Origin of the sequence: Fictibacillus sp. Mic-4, assembly GCF_049843615.1 — a bacterium.
Classification (GTDB): domain Bacteria; phylum Bacillota; class Bacilli; order Bacillales; family Fictibacillaceae; genus Fictibacillus_A; species Fictibacillus_A gelatini.
In genome coordinates, this window is the sequence record NZ_JBBHZM010000017.1 from 26,251 (window position 1) to 45,226 (window position 18,976).

General features: G+C 42.7%; 19 protein-coding genes. 13 read left to right on the top strand and 6 right to left on the bottom strand.

Annotated elements, in window-relative coordinates:
• Window positions 1-4 precede the first annotated feature (4 nt).
• The 5 genes from WD019_RS12245 to WD019_RS12265 all read right to left on the bottom strand — a co-directional run bounded on the left by WD019_RS12245 (window position 5) and on the right by WD019_RS12265 (window position 3,603).
• The gene (locus WD019_RS12245; RefSeq protein ID WP_026677591.1) at window positions 5-184 is read right to left on the bottom strand and encodes a hypothetical protein; all 180 of its coding nucleotides are present in this window, start codon (window positions 182-184) and stop codon (window positions 5-7) included.
• 84 nt (window positions 185-268) lie between these two features.
• The gene (locus WD019_RS12250; protein ID WP_425711679.1) at window positions 269-895 is read right to left on the bottom strand and encodes an ABC transporter permease; all 627 of its coding nucleotides are present in this window, start codon (window positions 893-895) and stop codon (window positions 269-271) included.
• A 9-nt stretch (window positions 896-904) separates the two neighbouring features.
• Complete coding sequence (locus WD019_RS12255) at window positions 905-1,786, bottom strand: glycine betaine ABC transporter substrate-binding protein (protein ID WP_425711680.1); 882 nt, start codon at window positions 1,784-1,786, stop codon at window positions 905-907.
• A gap of 18 nt (window positions 1,787-1,804) precedes the next feature.
• Complete coding sequence (locus WD019_RS12260) at window positions 1,805-2,464, bottom strand: ABC transporter permease (protein WP_026677594.1); 660 nt, start codon at window positions 2,462-2,464, stop codon at window positions 1,805-1,807.
• Window positions 2,461-3,603, bottom strand: a complete 1,143-nt coding sequence (locus tag WD019_RS12265; protein WP_425711681.1) for an ABC transporter ATP-binding protein — start codon at window positions 3,601-3,603, stop codon at window positions 2,461-2,463. The genes WD019_RS12260 and WD019_RS12265 overlap by 4 nt, the downstream gene beginning before the upstream one ends.
• A gap of 332 nt (window positions 3,604-3,935) precedes the next feature.
• Between WD019_RS12265 and WD019_RS12270 the strand changes: the two genes are divergently transcribed.
• The 4 genes from WD019_RS12270 to WD019_RS12285 all read left to right on the top strand — a co-directional run bounded on the left by WD019_RS12270 (window position 3,936) and on the right by WD019_RS12285 (window position 8,192).
• Window positions 3,936-5,360: an amino acid permease gene (locus WD019_RS12270; protein ID WP_425711682.1), complete on the top strand. Its 1,425-nt coding sequence runs from the start codon at window positions 3,936-3,938 to the stop codon at window positions 5,358-5,360.
• Window positions 5,361-5,582: 222 nt separating this feature from the next.
• Window positions 5,583-6,140: a transglycosylase SLT domain-containing protein gene (locus WD019_RS12275; RefSeq protein WP_425711683.1), complete on the top strand. Its 558-nt coding sequence runs from the start codon at window positions 5,583-5,585 to the stop codon at window positions 6,138-6,140.
• A 193-nt stretch (window positions 6,141-6,333) separates the two neighbouring features.
• Window positions 6,334-6,666 (top strand): DUF485 domain-containing protein, encoded by a 333-nt coding sequence (locus WD019_RS12280; protein WP_425711684.1) that lies wholly within the window; start codon window positions 6,334-6,336, stop codon window positions 6,664-6,666.
• Complete coding sequence (locus tag WD019_RS12285) at window positions 6,663-8,192, top strand: solute symporter family protein (RefSeq protein ID WP_026677597.1); 1,530 nt, start codon at window positions 6,663-6,665, stop codon at window positions 8,190-8,192. The genes WD019_RS12280 and WD019_RS12285 overlap by 4 nt, the downstream gene beginning before the upstream one ends.
• Before the next feature lie 42 nt (window positions 8,193-8,234).
• Here WD019_RS12285 and WD019_RS12290 read toward each other — a convergent pair whose 3' ends face one another.
• The gene (locus tag WD019_RS12290) at window positions 8,235-9,140 is read right to left on the bottom strand and encodes a LysR family transcriptional regulator (RefSeq protein ID WP_425711685.1); all 906 of its coding nucleotides are present in this window, start codon (window positions 9,138-9,140) and stop codon (window positions 8,235-8,237) included.
• Between the two features lie 166 nt (window positions 9,141-9,306).
• On the opposite strand from WD019_RS12290, the gene hpaI reads away from it, so the two are divergent.
• From hpaI to WD019_RS12335, 9 genes are all read left to right on the top strand, one after another.
• The gene (hpaI, locus tag WD019_RS12295) at window positions 9,307-10,236 is read left to right on the top strand and encodes a 2,4-dihydroxyhept-2-ene-1,7-dioic acid aldolase (RefSeq protein WP_425711686.1); all 930 of its coding nucleotides are present in this window, start codon (window positions 9,307-9,309) and stop codon (window positions 10,234-10,236) included.
• Window positions 10,237-10,294: 58 nt separating this feature from the next.
• A complete protein-coding gene (gene hpaB, locus WD019_RS12300; protein WP_425711687.1) occupies window positions 10,295-11,770 on the top strand; it encodes a 4-hydroxyphenylacetate 3-monooxygenase, oxygenase component in 1,476 nt (491 codons plus the stop codon).
• A gap of 26 nt (window positions 11,771-11,796) precedes the next feature.
• Complete coding sequence (gene hpaD, locus WD019_RS12305) at window positions 11,797-12,780, top strand: 3,4-dihydroxyphenylacetate 2,3-dioxygenase (protein WP_026677601.1); 984 nt, start codon at window positions 11,797-11,799, stop codon at window positions 12,778-12,780.
• Window positions 12,781-12,876: 96 nt separating this feature from the next.
• Window positions 12,877-14,394 carry a 5-carboxymethyl-2-hydroxymuconate semialdehyde dehydrogenase gene (hpaE, locus tag WD019_RS12310; protein WP_425711688.1) on the top strand — a complete coding sequence of 506 codons (1,518 nt, stop codon included), beginning with the start codon at window positions 12,877-12,879 and terminating at the stop codon, window positions 14,392-14,394.
• Between the two features lie 39 nt (window positions 14,395-14,433).
• Window positions 14,434-15,873 carry an aldehyde dehydrogenase family protein gene (locus WD019_RS12315; protein WP_425711689.1) on the top strand — a complete coding sequence of 480 codons (1,440 nt, stop codon included), beginning with the start codon at window positions 14,434-14,436 and terminating at the stop codon, window positions 15,871-15,873.
• Between the two features lie 81 nt (window positions 15,874-15,954).
• Window positions 15,955-16,746: a fumarylacetoacetate hydrolase family protein gene (locus WD019_RS12320; RefSeq protein WP_425711690.1), complete on the top strand. Its 792-nt coding sequence runs from the start codon at window positions 15,955-15,957 to the stop codon at window positions 16,744-16,746.
• A complete protein-coding gene (locus WD019_RS12325) occupies window positions 16,743-17,540 on the top strand; it encodes a fumarylacetoacetate hydrolase family protein (protein ID WP_425711691.1) in 798 nt (265 codons plus the stop codon). The genes WD019_RS12320 and WD019_RS12325 overlap by 4 nt, the downstream gene beginning before the upstream one ends.
• Before the next feature lie 18 nt (window positions 17,541-17,558).
• The gene (locus WD019_RS12330; protein WP_425711692.1) at window positions 17,559-17,945 is read left to right on the top strand and encodes a 5-carboxymethyl-2-hydroxymuconate Delta-isomerase; all 387 of its coding nucleotides are present in this window, start codon (window positions 17,559-17,561) and stop codon (window positions 17,943-17,945) included.
• Window positions 17,946-18,076: 131 nt separating this feature from the next.
• Complete coding sequence (locus WD019_RS12335) at window positions 18,077-18,964, top strand: lipase family protein (protein ID WP_425711693.1); 888 nt, start codon at window positions 18,077-18,079, stop codon at window positions 18,962-18,964.
• Window positions 18,965-18,976: the final 12 nt, after the last annotated feature.

Consider the following 18,976-nt stretch of genomic DNA (forward strand, 5'->3'; position numbering starts at 1 on the left):
GCCATTAACTTGAGGAATAGGATTTAAAGAAGCCGCTCGATTTATGTTTTTTCTTGTAGTGATGATGTCCGTACATCGATGGATCGCCATAATGCTTGTTTTTCTTATAACCGCTGCTTGAATAATGGCGGTGATGGCGATGCGAATTTTCATTCAACAGCTTTTTCAAGAATTTCTTAATCATCTTTGATCCCTCTTTTCCTTTTTTTAGTTGTACGTTTATTAAGAAAGCAAAGTTTCAAAATTGCTTATGGCCAATGGGCGCTTCTTAGTCTACTTTTGCCCGTTCCTGCGCTTTGCCAAGCAAGAAGTCGGCGATCAGGGCGAGGATGGCGGCCAGGATGGCGCTTGTGTAAATTTTTACGTTATCCCGCATGCTGATTCCGGAATAAATTTCTTTTCCAAGCCCTTCTCCTCCTATAAAAGGAGCGAGAGTCGCAACTCCAATCGCAATAACGGCCGCAATCCGAATCCCGGAAAGAATAAAGGGGAGAGAGAGCGGAAATTGAACTTTCATGAGCAATTGGAATTTCGTCATGCCCACTCCTTTCCCGGACTCGAGCACACTTTGATCCACTTCTTTAAGGCCGACATACGTATTGCGGATAATTGGCAAAAGGGAATAGAGAAACAGGCCGATGACAACGGAATAAAAACCAATCCCGAAAAGAACCATAAGAACGGCTAATAGTGCGAGACTCGGAAACACTTGAATTAAATTGGCAATCGCTAAAATAATGGAAGCGGCCCGGTTGTTTTTCGCCGCAATCATTCCAAGAGGGATGCCGACAACGAGTGCGAGTGCCACGCCTAATAAAACCATCATAATATGTTGAAATGTTAAATAAAGAAGCGTTTCCCAGTTGTTTTGAATATAGAGTATAAAGTCATTCATCGTATCACCTTACTTTATAAGCCCTTGTTTTTTTAAATATTCTTTTGCAACGTCGGCGGGGTCACGTTTTTCCAGATCAACTTTAGCATTCAGTGACCGGATCGTATTTAAGTCGATTTTGCCTACTAATTTCTTTAAAGCGGGTTCGATTTCCGGGTATTTTTTCAATGTTTTGTTTAAGGCAACGGGAGACGCTTGATACGGCGGGAAAAATTTCCTGTCATCATCAAGAGTGACAAGGTTGTATGCCTTAATGCGCGGGTCTGATGAATAGGCGAGCACAATATCCATCTGCTTATTTTCAACCGCCTTATAGACAAGGCTGATTTCCATTGGATAAACTTTTTTAAATTTCAATCCATAATGTTTGGAAAAGGCATCGTACCCGTCGTTTTTTCGTTCCAGCCAACCGGTATCGACGCCAAGTTTCATATTTTTGGCCATCTTATGAAGGTCGGATATTTTCTTTAAATGATATTTTTCAGCGACGTCTTTTCTTATGGTAAACGCGTACGTGTTTTCAAACCCTAAAGGATCGAACCATTTAATCCCCATATATTTCATAAAACCTTTCTGATCTTGTTGAAGCACATTTTCTGGGTCTTTCGTATTTTTGTAAGGGAACCAGCCATTAAAAAGTTCTCCGGTATATAACGTTCCGATCTGCAATTCATCGTCCTTTATGGCATTGAGCACAAAAGAACTGGAGGCAAGGTCGGTTTTCACTTTGACATTTAAATTCGAGCGGTCTTCTATTAAATATTTATACATATAGCCTAAAATTTTTGTTTCCGTAAATGTTTGCGTCCCCACTGTTACGGTATTGCCTCCTCCGCATCCCGCAAGAGAAAGAAGGAGGAGAGAAGCAATGAGAACGGTCATTTTTTTCATTCTACAGTAAACCTCCGATTAAATAGATTGATTTGTTTCTGTATGTGTCCGTTTCGAGATCGATTTCTCCAGGACGGAAAGGAGAAAATCAATAATAAGTGCGAGAACCATTGCTAACACTGCAGATGCAAAGATTAACGGCTTATCGTACACTGCAAGCCCTCCAACAATCAATTGGCCGAGGCCGCCGGCACCGATTAATGTCGCTAGCGTTGCCCAGCTGATAATGTAGACCGTCGTTAAGCGAATTCCCGCCATAATGTACGGTACGGCCAGCGGCAATTCAATTTTTACCAATGTTTGCCGCGGACTGTAACCCATTCCCCTTGCCGCTTCAATGATATCCGGATCGATCGATTGAAAGCCTGAGTAGGTATTTCTTAAAATCGGCATTAGCGAGTAAAGAAAAAGAGCAACGATTGCGGGTGTAGTACCAATACCGATCAGCGGAATAAGAATAGCTAATAATGCAAGACTCGGGATCGTTTGAAAAATATTTGTGATTGTAAATGAAAGCGTGCGCAGCCAATGAATTGACGTCTTTGACAAAAATACTCCTAAAGGGATGGCGACGATGCATCCTAATAGAACGGCAGCCAATGAAAGAATAAGATGTTGAATGACGGCATTTAACAAATCATTCCAGCGGTCAGCGAAAATCAACAAATAGTCTTTCATTGTTGCACCACCCCTGAATCGCCGGATGGATAGATGTCTGACAAGAATCCGACGAGGCTTCCTCTCGTTACAATGCCAAGGAGCTTCTCCTCCTCATTGACAACGGGTACATAGGCTAATTTATTTTCGTCAATCATTCGGGTCACTTCCGTTAATAACGCGTCCGGGCCGACCGTATGGGAAAAGTGTTCGAGAATATCCCCCACTCGTTTCGTTTCATCACGAAAGTGGCGAATCACATCATAAATAGAAATGTAGCCTTGCAATTGGTTGTCTTGGTTGACAACGATTAATGAATCGACTTGCCGTCTTTCCATCATTTTGATTGATTCGGCTAATCCGCGGGTAGGATAAGTAGTGACGGGCTTCTTTTTCATCACTTCTGCTGCGGTAGGGATATCTTGGATAAGGTTCAATCGTTTTTCACCGATAAAGCTTTTCACAAAGCCGTTTGCAGGATGCCGCAATATTTCCTCGGGAGAGCCTTCCTGGACAATTTCTCCATCCTTCATCAAGACAATTTTATCAGCGATTTTCAATGCTTCATCCATATCATGGGTGACGAAGACGATTGTTTTCTTAATGTTTTTTTGCAATTCAACAAGTTCATCTTGGAGCTGTTCGCGGCTGATCGGGTCAAGGGCGCTGAATGCTTCATCCATTAAAATAACCGGAGGCTCTGCTGCCATTGCCCGTATGACGCCGATCCGCTGCTGCTGACCGCCGCTAAGTTCTTTCGGGTAACGATTACGATAGGTTTGAGGGTCTAAACCAACTAGTTTCATTAATTCATTGATCCGTCTGTCGGTCTTTTCTTTCTCCCAGTTGAGAAGATTAGGAACGACAGCTACATTTTCCGCAATCGTCATATGGGGAAAGAGTCCGATATGCTGAATCACATAGCCGATTTTTCTCCGCAATTCTACAGGGTTGACTTCGGAAATATCTTTTCCGTTAATATATACTTTCCCCTTAGTCGGATGAATGAGGCGGTTGATCAATTTCATCGTTGTCGATTTCCCGCAACCACTCGGTCCAATTAAAACGGTAATTTCCCCTTCTTTGCATTCCAAATTAATGTTCTTTAATGCAACATAACCATCACTATACTTCTTTTCTACGTTTTCTAGTTTAATCATTCGAATGAATCACCTTCTCTTTAATGAATAAACAATTCTATTTTACTACCCGATTGAACCTTGATTGAGATAGTACAAATTTACTATGCCCTCTTTTCGTCAGGACGAAACCTTTTGTTTTAATCAAAGGAAGTGTTTACTAGACGTATTCTGTTTATTTTTATATTGAAATTATTATTTAAATGTTATAAAATTAAAAAAAATCAAACAACTTACCGATATAAATGTCAGGGGGGAGGTTTATGGCTTAAGGTGATGATTAAACAATCATTGGTTGAGCATTTTACCGCAAGAAAAATACAGAATATTATAAAAATTAAGGGGTTTAATAAGTGAAAAATGGGCTTCTTCGTAAAAAAACCATTTCCGATTTATTAAAAACAGCTGAAAAAGGTCAGGGGTTAAAAAAGGAGCTAGGAACATTTGACCTTACACTTTTAGGAATAGGGGCCATTATAGGTACAGGAATTTTTGTATTGACAGGCACTGGCGCGTTGACAGCGGGTCCGGCACTAATTATCTCATTTGTTATTGCAGGTTTGGCCTGTCTATTTTCAGCTCTTTCTTATGCGGAATTTGCTTCAACGGTTCCTGTTTCCGGTTCTGTTTATACGTACACGTATGCTACTCTCGGGGAACTGGTTGCCTGGATCATTGGCTGGGATTTGATTTTAGAATATCTGTTGGCGGTGAGCACAGTATCGGTAGGCTGGTCGGGATATTTCCAATCGTTATTAAAAGGGTTTGGAATTGAGCTTCCAAAAGCATTGACAGCTGCACCGGGTGCATTGCCGGGTGCAACTACTTACTTTAATCTACCAGCCTTTTTAATTGTTTTTATTATTACAATTTTACTTTCTCTTGGTGTGAAACAGTCGAAAAGAGTTAACAATGTAATGGTAATTATTAAAGTAGCTGTTGTTCTACTATTTATCGCAGTGGCGGTAGGTTATGTGAAACCTGAACATTGGCAGCCCTTTATGCCATTTGGCTTTAACGGTGTGTTTTCTGCTGCGGCTCTCGTATTTTTTGCGTTTATCGGCTTTGATGCTATTTCATCTGCAGCTGAAGAAACTAGAAATCCAAACAGAGATTTACCTAAGGGGATTCTGCTTTCTCTTTTTATCTGTACCCTTTTGTATGTGATCGTTACAGCGATTATGACGGGAATTGTGCCATTTGAACAGTTTAAAGGAAATACAGATCACCCTATTTCTCTCGTCCTGCAAATCGCCGGGCAAAATTGGGTAGCGGGGGTGATTGATGTCGGCGCAATATTAGGAATGACTACCGTTATGCTCGTCATGTTGTATGGCCAGACGCGCGTAAGCTTCGCTATGTCACGTGATGGATTAATGCCGCGCATGTTTTCAAAAATCCATCCGAAATTTCGTACACCTTATAAAGCGACATGGTTTTTCGGTCTTATCGCAGGCCTTTTAGGCGGATTTATCCCGCTAAATGAATTGGCGGAACTCGTTAATATCGGAACATTATCAGCGTTTATTTTAATTTCATTTTCAGTCATCGTACTAAGGAAAACACAGCCAGACTTGAAACGGTCTTTCCGTTGTCCGGCAGTACCGCTAATACCGATCTTATCCATTCTGTTTTGCGGATTTTTAATCTCTCAATTAGCGCCCGCAACATGGCTCCGATTCATCATCTGGTTAGCGATCGGTTTTATTGTCTACTTCGCTTATTCGCGAAAGCATGCCAGATTAAATGTAGAAAAAGATCAATCAATCAATATGTAATCAAAAAACGTACCTGTATAGGTACGTTTCAGCTTGTAGATAAAGTCCATAATGTGGACTTTGTCTACAAGCTTTTTTTAGCTGAAATAATATTTCATTCATGTTACAAATTTAACACTCTATTTAAAGATAGTTATCAAGTCATTTAAAAGTATTCAAGATTAGTAGAGTGGTTGCTATAATGAGGAAGGTTTAGTCAAATTAAGGTTTAAGGGGGATACAATGGAAGGCTATCCAATGAAGTTTCATTTTAAAATTAGTTTTTTTGTAAAGTTAAGCGTAGCTTTATTTGTATTCATGAGTGTATTTGCGAATGCTTCTTCCTTTGCACAGGCAAAATCAAGTTCGTTCTATTCAAAAAAAATACATATGTCTTACAGCCAGCAAAAATACTTATATCAATTGACCAGGCAAAGAGGTTTAGATTATAAAGAAACATTGGCAGTTATTCTTCATGAAAGCAACTTTAACCCAAAAGCATACAGTGCGGGCAATTACGGCTACTTTCAAATTAATAAAGTAAATCATAGAAGTCTTGCAAAGCAATTGCATACAAAAAATAAGCCATATGATCCTTATGTCAATATGAACTGGGGAACGTATATGTTATCCAATCTTACTAAGAAATATAAAAAGAAAGGATACAGAGGTACAAAATTAAAAGAAGCCGTTTTAAGCGCTTATAATAAAGGTGAAGGCGGCTATGCCCGCACGGGTAAAGCAACTTCATACATACGTGCGCATAATAAAGCGTTAGCTTATATAAAAAAATGTTTTTAAACAAAAAAGCTGATTTCCGCTATAAAAGGAAATTAGCTTTTTTAATTTGCTATCTATATTTTTTTCATATACTCCGGCAACAAAATTAGTATTTTTCATTCATACAATTGAAGTGATACGATAGTGTTGCTTGAAATATCTGACTTTATAGATAATTATGAAAACGTTTTAAAAAAAGGAAGGGGAAGAGTGAATGAGTGAGAAGAAGTATGAGAAAATGGTCCAAACCTATGAATTTCAACAGTTGCTTAAAGCTAAGAAAAACTTCATTATTCCTGTAACTATTTTTTTTGTCTGCTTTTTTATTTTCCTGCCTATTATGACCTCTTACACGACCGTTTTAAACAAACCTTGCATCGGCTCTATTACCTGGGCCTGGATGATTGCATTTTTGCAATTTGTCATGACATGGATTTTAGCCGCTCTTTATACGAAGAAAGCGAATCATTTTGACAAAATGTCCGAACGAATTAAACGTGATCATCAAAGTTCCGGAGATGACAAGAAGAGGGGAGTCATCGTATGAATAAAACGGCCTTTCTATTATTTTTGCTGATTGTCGCAGCAACCCTTGTGATTACGTATTTTGCCGCCAAACGAACGAAAAACGCGAACCAATTTTATACGGCTGGAGGGGGATTGACAGGCTGGCAAAATGGCCTTGCCATATCAGGAGATTTTATGTCAGCCTCCTCTTTCCTGGGAATTGTAGGGGGAGTAGCGTTAACCGGATTTGATGGATTGTATTTATTGTTAGGCGCTCTCGTTTCGTATTTAGTCGTCATGTATCTCGTTGCAGAACCACTGAGAAATCTCGGAAAATATACGTTAGCAGATATGATTACAGCGCGGTTTAATACAAAAAAAGTGCGGGGATTTGCGGCATTAAATACGGTGACGATCTCGATTTTTTATATGATTGCGCAACTTGTCGGAGCTGGCGTTCTCATCAAATTATTGCTCGGATTTGAGTTTTCGACATCTTTAATCATTGTTGGCGTTTTAATGACCGTTTACGTTCTTTTCGGCGGAATGACAGCAACAAGTTGGGTTCAAATTATTAAAGCGGTGTTGCTTATTGCCGGGACGTTTATTTTATTTATTCTCGTTCTATCCAAATTCAATTTTAATATTTTCCACATTTTTGACGAGGTAAAGCATGCGACGCCGTTTGGAGAAAAGTTTTTACAACCAGGGATTAAAAATCCGAACGGTCTAGATGCGATCTCTTTAAATGTCGGCCTGCTGCTCGGGACGGCGGGGCTTCCGCACGTACTGATTCGCTTTTTTACCGTACAGGATGCGAAAACGGCAAGAAAGTCCGTAACCGTTGCTACCTGCGTCATTAGCATCTTTTATGTGATGGCCATTTTCCTCGGGTTTGGAGCAGCGTTATTGGTCGGTACAGGAAAAATCATTGACGCCAATCCGGCGGGGAATATGGCGGCGCCGCTTTTGGCGGAAGTGCTGGGCGGGAACTTTATGTTTGCCTTTATCTCCGCAGTTGCCTTTGCTACCATTTTAGCCGTTGTTGCAGGGATCGTATTATCAGGAGCTTCTGCATTTGCCCATGACTTCTATAACGAAATAGTCCGCGGCGGAAAAGCATCTGAAAAAGAACAGGTTCGTGCGGCCCGCATTGCAGCCATCTCTGTATCGGCTATATCTATCATTCTTGCATTGTTTGCGAAAAATTTGAATGTCGCGTTTCTCGGCTCACTTGCGCTAACACTGGCTGCCAGCGCCAATTTGCCTGTGATTTTGTATACAATCTACTGGAGAAACTTCAATACAACAGGCGCTATTTCAAGTATGGTAGTTGGCCTCTTCAGCACGATTATTCTTGTCTTATTGAGCCCGAATGTGTGGGATCCGAGCGGGCATGCGATTTTCGTTGGAAAAGCCATTTTTCCTCTCGCTTCACCAGGCATCGTATCTATTCCCCTGGGCTTTCTCGCAGGCTATTTAGGAACGATTTTCTCGCGGAAAAAAGAAACAAGTGAAGATTTCAACCGGATTCTTGTTCAATCTAATCTAGGAAAAGATGTTTAGATGCCGCCGATTGCGGCATCTTTCTTTACGAACAAAGATGAATTAGCAACTTTTCCCTTTGAATGCGCTTTCAGAACGGAACGTGTCAATGAAATGCATGGCGCTTTTAGATAAATAGCGGTCTTTCAGCCAGATGACTGCCAGTTCGGATTGAAGGGGGGAATCATCGATATCCATAATTTTTAGTTCGGGTGTAGGCAAGGTTAAGAGTGCTGATTTAGGAAGGATCGTCGCCCCCACCCCTGCTGAAACCAGCCATAGCAGCATTGCCGCATCCGGGCATTCACACGCAATGTTCGGTGTATAGCCATGACGCTTAAATTCCTCGATGATGACATCGTTCATTCCTTTTCCTTGCAATCTTCGCATTAATAATAAAGGGTATTCGGCAATTTCCTGCATTGAAATGGACATTTGAGCGGGATTCGTAGCCCACTTCTTTGGCATCACAAAGACAAATGGCTCGGTTGGCAAACATATGTAGTAAAAATCATCTAAGTCAAGCGGCAGTTGGACGATGGCAAGCTCAATTTCGCGGTTTTCTAACGATTGGACCAACCGAAACGTATCGCTCTCCCTGAGCCTGAAAATGACATTCGGGTAATGTTCCCGAAAATAACGGACTCGTTCAAGTAAATAAGAAAAACTTGAAATGGCCGACCCAAGCGATAAAACGCCCTTCACGCCGTCACCGGTTTCTTTCACCTCCCTTATTGTTTCATCAAATTGCCGCAGTAATGTTTCGGCCCGTTCATATAGCAATTTTCCCGCAGGGGTTAATTCGATCGACCGTCCATTTCGTTCGACTAATTTAACGCCAAGTTCCTGTTCCATTGTTTTTAATTGTTGGCTCAAAGGAGGCTGGGCCATGTGCAGACGCTTTGCGGCACGGCTAATTTGCTTTTCTTTGGCAATCGTTTGAAAGTAACGCAGCTGTCTTACATCCATTACTAGCCCTCCAACGTATACTTTTTTAATATACAAAGCTAACCAAATCGATATTTTTCATATAGTATAGCACGTGATATGATAAAAATATAGAAAAAAATCTGACTATATGAATAGTTAGTAAATTTATAAAGAATAAAACTCTAAATTTAAGGAGAGTGGGAACATGTCAAAAGTAGAAGAAATGAAAGTGAAGCTTCGCGGATCGGTGGCACCGATTATTACACCTTTTCATGAAGATGAGTCGATTGATTTTGAAACGCTTGAAAGTTTAATTGACTGGCATATCGAGAGCGGAAGCCATGGAATTTCAGTGACCGGGACGACAGGAGAACCGGGTTCATTAACAGTTGACGAACGTGTTCAAGTGATGGAAAAAGCGGCGAAAGCAGTGAACGGAAGAGTGCCGTTTGTGCCAGGAACTGGTTCTACCAACCATAAAGAAACGCTTTTTTTAACAAAAAAAGCTCAAGAAATTGGCGCAGACGCCGCATTAGTCATTGTGCCTTACTATAATAAGCCTTCCCAGCATGCGCTCTATAAACATTTTAAAACGGTAGCCGATTCCGTCGATATTCCAATTATCGTCTACAATATTCCTGGTCGTACGGCCGTCAATATGGAGGTCAAAACGCTTGCCCGGTTAAAAGAAGATTGCCCGAACATTATTGGCGTCAAAGAATCCAATAAAGATTTTGAACATGTAAACCGCGTGCTGTTGAATTGCGGCCGTGATTTCTTGCTCTTTTCCGGAATTGAGTTATTATGCTACCCAATGCTTGCGATCGGGGGTGCCGGTTCCATTAGCGCAACAGCCAACGTTTTGCCGAAAAAGGTGGCAGAAATGCACGATGCATGGTTCGAAGGAGACGTTGCAAAGGCGCTTGAACTTCATTATGAATTAATGCCGCTAAATGATGTGTTATTTAAAGACACAAATCCGGTTCCGCTTAAAGCAGCTCTTGGCATGATGGGGAGAATTACGCCAAAACTTCGGATGCCAATGGACTTGCCGACAGAAGAGCTGCAAAAAGAAATACGCGATGTTTTAACGAGTTATGACTTGCTAACAAAAGTAGAAAGTGGAAAAAATTAACCTCAAATTGTAAGCACTTACATTTGAAGAGTCTACATCACTCATGGGAGGGATTTGAATGCCTGCACGCACGGGAGAGCAATACATTGAAGGAATTAAAAAAGCGAAAAACAATGTATGGATTCATGGAGAAAAGGTTGAAGACGTTACCGAACATCCGGCGTTTCGCAATGTCGTCCGTTCTGTTGCGAACCTTTTCGATCTCCAGCACAAAAAGCCGGAAAAAATGCTTTATACTTCACCGACGACCGGCGAAAAAGTAGGACTGTCATTCATTGCGCCAAAAACGAAAGAAGATCTCGTCCGAAGAAGAGAAATGATGTCGGAGTGGGCGCGCTTTACCGGAGGGATGATGGGGAGGTCGCCGGACTATTTAAATACGAGCGTAATGTCCTTTGGGACTGCTGAAGAATTTTTCGCTCAAGCCGATCCGATGTTTGGGGAGAATGCGAGAAAGTATTATGAATATGTCCGGGAAAATGATATTAGCCTGACGCATACGCTGATCCATCCGCAAGTGAATCGCTCAAAAAGCCAGTCCGAGCAAAAAGATCCAACGGTGTCTGCAAGAATCGTTGAGAAAAATAAGGACGGAATTGTCGTAAAAGGGGCAAGGTTACTAGCAACGCTCGGCGGAATTACCGATGAAATCGTCGTATTCCCGTCTACGCTTAATAAAGCATCCGTTCAAGATGACCCATATTCAATGGCGTTTGCGATCCCGAACAATACGCCAGGGCTTAAATTTGTTTGCCGTGAATCGTTCGATACGGGACGCAATCAGTGGGATCATCCATTAAGTGCGCGATTTGATGAAAGCGATGCCATTGTCATTTTTGAAGATGTTTTTGTACCGTGGGAACGCGTGTTTGTCTGCGGAAATTCTGAAATTTGCAACCGCACCTATGTTGAAACGAATGCGATCGTTCATTCCGCTCATCAAGTTGTAGCAAAAAATGTAGTGAAAACAGAATTTGTGCTTGGAGTCATTTTAAGCATTATTGACGCGATCGGCATTGACAAATTCCAGCATGTCAAAGAGAAAGCGTCGGAAGTGATGATCATTTTAGAAACGATGAAATCGCATCTATTCCGGGCAGAACAAAATGCCTCCATTGATAAATACGGAAATATGACACCTGATTTCCTTCCGTTAAATACGGCGAGAAACTGGTTCCCGAAAATGTACCAGCGAGTTGTAGAGATCGTTCGCATCCTTGGAGCTTCAGGTTTAATGGGAACGCCGACGCAAGCCGATTTTGAAAATGAAGAAGTTGGACAGCTCGTCGACCGCTATATGCAAGGGGCAAATATCAATGGCTATGACCGCGTGCAGCTGTTCCGTCTTGCCTGGGATATTTCCCTCAGCGCATTCGGAGGACGCCAGGCACTTTACGAATACTATTTCTTCGGCGATCCTGTCCGCATGTCAAATGTCTTTTACGATCTATATAACAAAGAACCTTACAAAGAAATGGTGCAAGAATTTTTAAATCGTGCCAAATCGCCGGATAAGCCAATTGTCACAAAATAAGTTGGACTGCCAGGGAGGGATGAAGGATGAATTTCAATATTATTCGTGTTGCGCGTGTCGTACTTAACGCGACGGACCTCGATAAATCCCGCGATTATTATGTAAACGCTTTAGGCTTTATCGAAACGGAGCATGACGATGAACATATTTATTTAAGAGGGCTTGAAGAACACGTCCATCACAGTCTTGTGCTCAAAAAAAGCCAGGAGCCGGGTGTTCATGCGATCAGTTACAAAGTAGCAAAAGAGGATGACCTTGAAGAATTGGCAACATTTTTTGAAGGAAAAGGCGCCAAAATTAAATGGATGGAAAAAGGCAGCCAGCGTGCGATTGGCCGGACATTAAGAGTTCAAGATCCGTTAGGCCTTCCGCTTGAGTTTTTTGCCGAAATGGAACCGGTTGAACGAATGCTTCAGCGTTTCGAATTGTATAAAGGAGCACGCATCCAGCGGTTTGACCATGTAAACTGCATGGTTCCTGATGTCGAAAAGGCGTATAAATTTTATACGAAGGAGCTCGGATTCAGATGTTCTGAATATACGACGACCGAAGACGAACGTATCTGGGCGGCATGGCTATTTAGAAAGCCAACTGTTCACGACCATGCGTTTATGAGCGGCCCCGGGCCAAGGCTTCATCACTTCGCTTATTTTCTAAGTGATCCAATGAGCATCATTCATTGCTGCGATGTGCTGGCTTCACTTGGATACGGATCATCTATTGAAAGAGGGCCTGGACGCCACGGTCTGTCAAACGCTTTCTTCCTTTATTTACGTGATCCTGACGGAAACCGAATTGAGCTATATGCTGGAGATTACTTAACGATTGATCCGGACTTTAAGCCGATTAAATGGGATTTAAACGATCCGCGAAGACAGACGTTCTGGGGCCATAAAGCACCTGACTGCTGGTTTAACGAAGCGATGCCGGTTTTGAACGTTCATACGGGTGAAGCCGTTACGCTAGAGGAGCCGGTTTTAGCCCAGAGGAAACCGGAATTTATGACTTGATCGACGATAAAAGATTCGTGCAGGAATTCATTCATATGAACGATTTCCTGCTGCTCTATTTTTAAAAGATGATGAGAGTACGGGGAGGTAAATACGATGGGTACGAGGAAAATAGAAAAAGTGTTGCATTATATCAACGGCCAATTCGTTGAAGGAGTTGCGGGAAAAAGCTTTCAAAATATAAATCCATTTAACAATGAACCGATTAACGAAGTGGCCGAAGGATTTAAAGAAGATATTGATTTAGCTGTACAGGCTGCCAAAAAAGCATTCGATGAAGGCCCATGGCGGACGATGCCGACCGATGAACGACTTCGCTACATCGTGAAAATTGCCGATTTGATTGAAGCAAATGCCGAGGAAATCTCGTATTTAGAATCTCTCGATACAGGATTACCGATCAGCCAGACGAAAAAGCAGGCGGCGCGCGGAGCGGAAAATTTCCGTTTTTATGCGGAAATGGTCAAAAACCGGATGGTCGGGGAAGCGTATCCTGTCGATCAATCGTTCATTAACTATACGATCCATAAACCGGTCGGTGTTGCTGGATTAATAACACCATGGAACGCCCCGTTTATGTTGGAGACGTGGAAAATCGCCCCGGCGCTCGCAACAGGGAATACGGTAGTGTTAAAACCGGCTGAATGGTCTCCGCTAACTGCAAACAAATTGGCACAAATTATCGATGAAGCGGGACTGCCTGAAGGCGTCTTTAATATTGTCCACGGTTATGGAGAAACGGCAGGAGCCTCTCTTGTCGCTCATCCGGATGTACAACTAATCTCGTTTACCGGCGAGACGAAAACAGGTTCTGAAATTATGAAAAATGGAGCGGATACGCTGAAACGGTGCTCCATGGAACTTGGCGGCAAGTCGCCGGCAATCGTTTTTGCGGATAGCGATTTTGAAAAAGCGTTAGATGCTGTTGTATGGGGAATTTTCTCATTTAATGGAGAGCGTTGTACAGCAAACTCCCGCCTTTTTGTTGAACAGCCGATCTATGACCAATTTGTCGAAGCGTTAAAAGAACGGGTGGCAAATATTACGGTCGGTGACCCAATGGATAAAGACACGGAAGTTGGTCCGTTAATCCATCGCAAACATTGGGAAAATGTAACGAACTATATTAAGCTCGCCCGCGAGGAAGGGGCCGAGGTAATTAGTGGACATATTCCTGAAAGCTACAGTGGCGGTAACTATGTTGCGCCAACGTTGCTATTAAACTGCCATAACAAAATGCGCGTCGCCCAGGAAGAAATTTTCGGACCGGTCATGGTCGTTATTCCGTTCGAGAGCGAAGAAGAGGTATTGCGTATGGCCAACGATGTCAAATATGGCCTTGCTGCCTATGTTTGGACGAGTGATATGAAACGCGGCCATCGGCTTGGGCAATCGATTGAAAGTGGCATGGTCTGGATCAATTCGCAAAATGTGAGAGACTTGAGAATTCCATTTGGCGGCTCAAAACAGAGTGGAATCGGCCGCGAAGGCGGGCATTACAGCTTTGAATTTTATACCGAAACACAGGTTGTCCACGTCGCGATCGGAGATCATCATATCCCGCAATTCGGCAAAAAGAAAAAATCAGAAGCAGGAGCAGCACAACACTCTTAATTGGACTATAAATTTCAAAATTTAAGGAGTGACAGGCTCATGGCAATCCAGACGGAATTTAAAAAGAAATTGTTTATTAATGGCTGCTGGACAGAGGCGGAAAATTACACCGATCTCATCTCTCCATATAATGGCGAAGTCATTGCTAAAATTCCTTTAGCCGGAGAGACAGAAGTCGACCAGGCGATTGAAGCGGCGTATAATGCCAGAAAAACAATGGCAAAAATGCCGGCTTTCAAGCGGGCGCAAATTTTAGAAAACGTATCGAAGCTTTTGGAAGAAAGGCAGGAAGACGCGGCGAAAATTATTGCACTTGAAGCCGCTAAGCCGATAACGACGGCAAAAGGAGAAGTGGCGCGAACGATTCAAACTTATAAATTTGCGGCCGAAGAAGCAAAACGTATTCATGGAGAAACGTTACCTTTAGATAGCGCGCCGGGCGGCGAAAACCGGGTATCGTACACAACGAGAGAGCCGATCGGTGTCATTGGAGCGATCACGCCGTTTAATTTTCCGATGAACCTTGTTGCTCATAAAGTAGGACCGGCGATTGCCTCAGGCAACACGATCGTATTGAAACCGGCTTCGCAAACGCCGCTTTCTTCATATTTTATAGCGGAACTTTTCCAGGAGGCGGGATTGCCTGACGGAGCATTAAACGTCGTGACAGGAAGCGGGAAAACTGTCGGTGATAAAATTGTTTCGGATGACCGCGTTAAAATGATTACGTTTACCGGAAGTCCGGCAGTCGGAATTGGAATTCGTAATAAGGCGGGATTAAAACGAGTAACGTTGGAACTTGGTTCAAATTCCGCTGTCATTATTGATGAAGGAACAGATCTTGAGACGATCGTCCCGCGCTGTGTAACCGGTGCTTTTTCATACCAGGGACAGGTTTGCATTTCACTTCAGCGGATTTACGTCCATGAAAAGGAATATGACCGCTTCGTAGAAAAATTTACAGAAGCGGCAAAACAGTTAAAGATTGGCGACCCGCTTGATCCTGAGACCGATGTTTCCGCACTTATATCAAAGGACGATGTAAAACGTGCGGTAAATTGGGTTGAAGAGGCAAAGGGCAATGGGGCTACCGTTGTAACCGGAGGCGAGACAGACGGCAATAGTTTAAAGCCGACCGTTTTATTAAATGTCGACCCATCTGAAAAAGTTTCATGCCAGGAAGTGTTTGCCCCTGTCGTAATCATCAATAAAATCTCTTCCATTGATGAAGCGATCGACCTCGTGAACGATTCACGCTACGGCCTGCAGGCAGGGATATACACGGAAAATATCCATCACGCGTTGCATGCTGCTGAGGAATTGCACGTTGGCGGCGTGATGATCAATGACATCCCGACATTCCGTGTCGATCATATGCCGTATGGAGGCGTAAAAGAAAGCGGCTTCGGCAGAGAAGGAATTAAATATGCCATTGAAGAAATGACAGAGTTAAAGCTCGTTGTTTTTAATAAAAAGTAAACTGAATTGGCAAGTTTTGGATGAAAGATCCTCTCTACGAGGATCTTTCATTTCCAATGATGGAGCAAGGAGTGATGTTTGGTGAGTAAAGCCATTTTTAAGTTGCGAGGGAAACATCTGATAGAGGAAGCGAATGTAAATGTGCTGAAGCGAACAGTCGAACTTGATGGCAAGCAATATGGCACAGAAATGCTATCATTCGATGCCCCCGTTTCCGGTACGGTTTACGGCGTGCTTTTAAATTACAAAGGTGCCCTTCATGCACTTGGAGATGCTGTAAATCAACCGCCATATAAAGAACCACCGAAAGCGCCTATTCTGTACATTAAACCGGTGAACACTTATAGCGGTAACGGAATGCCGATTCCGCTTCCAGAAGGAGTTGAGGAACTCGAGATGGGGGCAGCGCTCGGTGTCGTCATCGGCAAGCCGGCAACCCGCGTAAGCACGAGCCAGGCATTGGAATATGTGGCCGGTTACACGATCGTAAATGATGTGTCGATTCCCCATGATAGTGTATACCGCCCCGCTGTAAACCAAAAGGCTCGTGACGGTTTCTGTCCGATCGGACCGTGGGTAATCGAACGTGATGCAGTCGCCAATCCGGATCAGTTACGTGTCCGTGTATTCATTAATGATGAGATGAAGCAGGAAAATACGACAGCCAATTTGATTCGCTCAGTCTCACGCCTCATTGCGGATGTAACCGATTTCATGACGCTAAATAAAGGTGACGTATTGCTCGTGGGGGTCCCCGAAAAAGCACCGCTGGCAAAAGCCGGTGACCGGGTCAGAGTTGAAATTGACGAGCTTGGCTGTTTAGAAAATACGATCGTACCTGAGTCTGAGCTAACAGGAGGTGTAGCTTTATGAGACGTGCACGTGTCGCCTATTCTGGTGCCATCCATGAAGCGATTGAAAGAAACGGGCAAATCCAATTAAATGATGGACGCATCGTATCCGAAAAAGAAGTTGTCTGGCTTCCGCCAGTTGAGCCACGTACGGTATTTGCATTAGGCCTCAACTATGCCGACCATGCGAAGGAGCTTTCTTTTACTGCTCCGACGGAACCGCTTGTCTTTTTAAAAGGGCCAAATACCTTTATCGGGCACCGAGGCCAAACCCGTAGGCCGAACGATGTAACGTTTATGCATTATGAGTGTGAACTCGCTGTCGTCATCGGAAGAGGCGCCAGAAAAGTTAAACGCGATAATGCTTATGAATATGTAGCAGGCTATACGGTTGCGAATGACTATGCGTTCCGGGACTATTTAGAAAACTATTACCGGCCGAATCTCAGGGTGAAGAACCGGGACGGCTGCACTCCGATTGGACCGTGGCTGGTCGATGCAAGCGATATCGATGATCCGATGAATTTAACTCTTCGTACGTATGTGAACGGCAAGCTGACACAGGAAGGAAATACGAAGGATATGATATTTGACATCCCCGCTTTAATTGAGTATTTAAGCAGCTTTATGACATTAAATGCAGGGGACATCATTTTGACTGGAACCCCAAAAGGATCAGTTGATACGAAGGTCGGCGATGAAGTCGTAACAGAAATTGAGGGGATTGGCAGGTTGGCCAATACAATTGTTGGTGACGATACGTTTACTAAAGATGCAGCAAAAGAGAACTGGGCTAAACATCTTTCTCAATTATAAAAATAGGGAGTGGTTTAAATGCCGCATATTATTGTCGAATATACCGACAACATTAAAGAAGAGGCAGATATACCCGGGCTCCTAGAAAAAATCAATGGTGTCCTTATAGCACGCGGCGATATTTTTCCGATCGGCGGCATTCGTTCAAGAGCGCTTGAACTCCGCGATTACCGGGTTGCTGATGGAAGTGAGGATGATGCGTTTGTCCATGTGACATTAAAGATTGGTGCAGGCCGGGTAGAAGAGGTTAAAAAGGCAACTTGCGATGAGCTTTTTGAAGAAGTCAAGGCACATTTTGCCGATCTCTTTTCAAGAAGATATTTAGCGCTGTCAATGGAATTGGTCGAGTTTAGCGAGGCAGGTACTTATAAGCATAATAATATCCATAGCCGTTATAAAAAATGAATAGGCAAAATTTGAACGCCAGCTATTTTTAGCTGGTTTTCGTGTTTTCAATTGGTGATATTGCCTGTACCAAATCCATCTTCCGGTAATATTCTATAAATGGGGCAATAATTTCCATTGGAGTGACCAGGTTGAAAGCCCATCATTCTAAAATCAAAATCGCGATTTTTCTTGCGGCGGCTTGTTTTCAAGCGTCACAACTTTCGAAAGGGAACGTAAAGTTACCTAAAGGCTACCGTCTTGTAGCAACAATTATTGGGGAAGCCGGCATTATCCGTCCGAAATCTGAAGTGTTTGGTTACATTGCCGAATCACGCCATTCGATTATTATCGCTTTTCGCGGCACAGAAACGGGACGTGACGGTTTTTCAGATCTTGATATTACTCAGATTCCATTTCCTTATGTAGCAAATGGCGGCAAAACCCATCAAGGATTCACCCGAATTTACGGTGGAGACCGGTGTTTATTATATTCGGCGAGAGATCAAATTATAAAAAAGTTATGGCGTCTTGATAACCGTAAAACACTTTTTATCACAGGGCATAGTTTAGGAGGGGCGCTGGCCACTTTATGTGCCCTTGACGTGGCAATCAATACAAAATTTAAACAGCCGAGAGTATATACGTTTGGTTCCCCAAAAGTGGGCGATCCAGCGTTTGTTGAAATATTTAATCAAACGATTCGGCATTCTGTCCGTGTTTACAATTGTTATGATGTTGTACCGGAACATCCGAAGAAAAGGTATGCGCTGCCCATTTTGAAAAATTGTCCACATTATGAACATGTTAAAGGAGAATTCCCGATTAGCTTTGAACTTTGCAATAAAATAAAAAATCATACGACCCGTAATTATTTTTTTGCTTTAAGCACATATAACCTTTTCTTTAGTGAAAAATTATGCAAAAAAAATGCCAGATTTTGTCCTTCAATCAAAAATTATCATGACTTTAGAAGGATTAATAAAGTAGCATGCATGGCATCCCCTTTTGAACAAGAAGAAAATGCTGTCAATGAATAAAGAAGCACTTCT

Excerpts from the sequence above, each read along its gene's own strand:
- WD019_RS12265 (WP_425711681.1), bottom strand. The coding sequence starts at position 3,603 with ATGATTAAACTAGAAAACGTAGAAAAGAAGTATAGTGATGGTTATGTT.
- WD019_RS12280 (WP_425711684.1), top strand. The coding sequence starts at position 6,334 with ATGAGTGAGAAGAAGTATGAGAAAATGGTCCAAACCTATGAATTTCAA.
- WD019_RS12285 (WP_026677597.1), top strand. The coding sequence starts at position 6,663 with ATGAATAAAACGGCCTTTCTATTATTTTTGCTGATTGTCGCAGCAACC.
- hpaE (WP_425711688.1), top strand. The coding sequence starts at position 12,877 with ATGGGTACGAGGAAAATAGAAAAAGTGTTGCATTATATCAACGGCCAA.
- WD019_RS12245 (WP_026677591.1), bottom strand. The coding sequence starts at position 184 with ATGATTAAGAAATTCTTGAAAAAGCTGTTGAATGAAAATTCGCATCGC.
- hpaB (WP_425711687.1), top strand. The coding sequence starts at position 10,295 with ATGCCTGCACGCACGGGAGAGCAATACATTGAAGGAATTAAAAAAGCG.
- hpaI (WP_425711686.1), top strand. The coding sequence starts at position 9,307 with ATGTCAAAAGTAGAAGAAATGAAAGTGAAGCTTCGCGGATCGGTGGCA.
- WD019_RS12290 (WP_425711685.1), bottom strand. The coding sequence starts at position 9,140 with ATGGATGTAAGACAGCTGCGTTACTTTCAAACGATTGCCAAAGAAAAG.
- WD019_RS12275 (WP_425711683.1), top strand. The coding sequence starts at position 5,583 with ATGGAAGGCTATCCAATGAAGTTTCATTTTAAAATTAGTTTTTTTGTA.
- WD019_RS12325 (WP_425711691.1), top strand. The coding sequence starts at position 16,743 with ATGAGACGTGCACGTGTCGCCTATTCTGGTGCCATCCATGAAGCGATT.
- WD019_RS12330 (WP_425711692.1), top strand. The coding sequence starts at position 17,559 with ATGCCGCATATTATTGTCGAATATACCGACAACATTAAAGAAGAGGCA.
- WD019_RS12255 (WP_425711680.1), bottom strand. The coding sequence starts at position 1,786 with ATGAAAAAAATGACCGTTCTCATTGCTTCTCTCCTCCTTCTTTCTCTT.
- WD019_RS12250 (WP_425711679.1), bottom strand. The coding sequence starts at position 895 with ATGAATGACTTTATACTCTATATTCAAAACAACTGGGAAACGCTTCTT.
- WD019_RS12260 (WP_026677594.1), bottom strand. The coding sequence starts at position 2,464 with ATGAAAGACTATTTGTTGATTTTCGCTGACCGCTGGAATGATTTGTTA.
- WD019_RS12315 (WP_425711689.1), top strand. The coding sequence starts at position 14,434 with ATGGCAATCCAGACGGAATTTAAAAAGAAATTGTTTATTAATGGCTGC.
- hpaD (WP_026677601.1), top strand. The coding sequence starts at position 11,797 with ATGAATTTCAATATTATTCGTGTTGCGCGTGTCGTACTTAACGCGACG.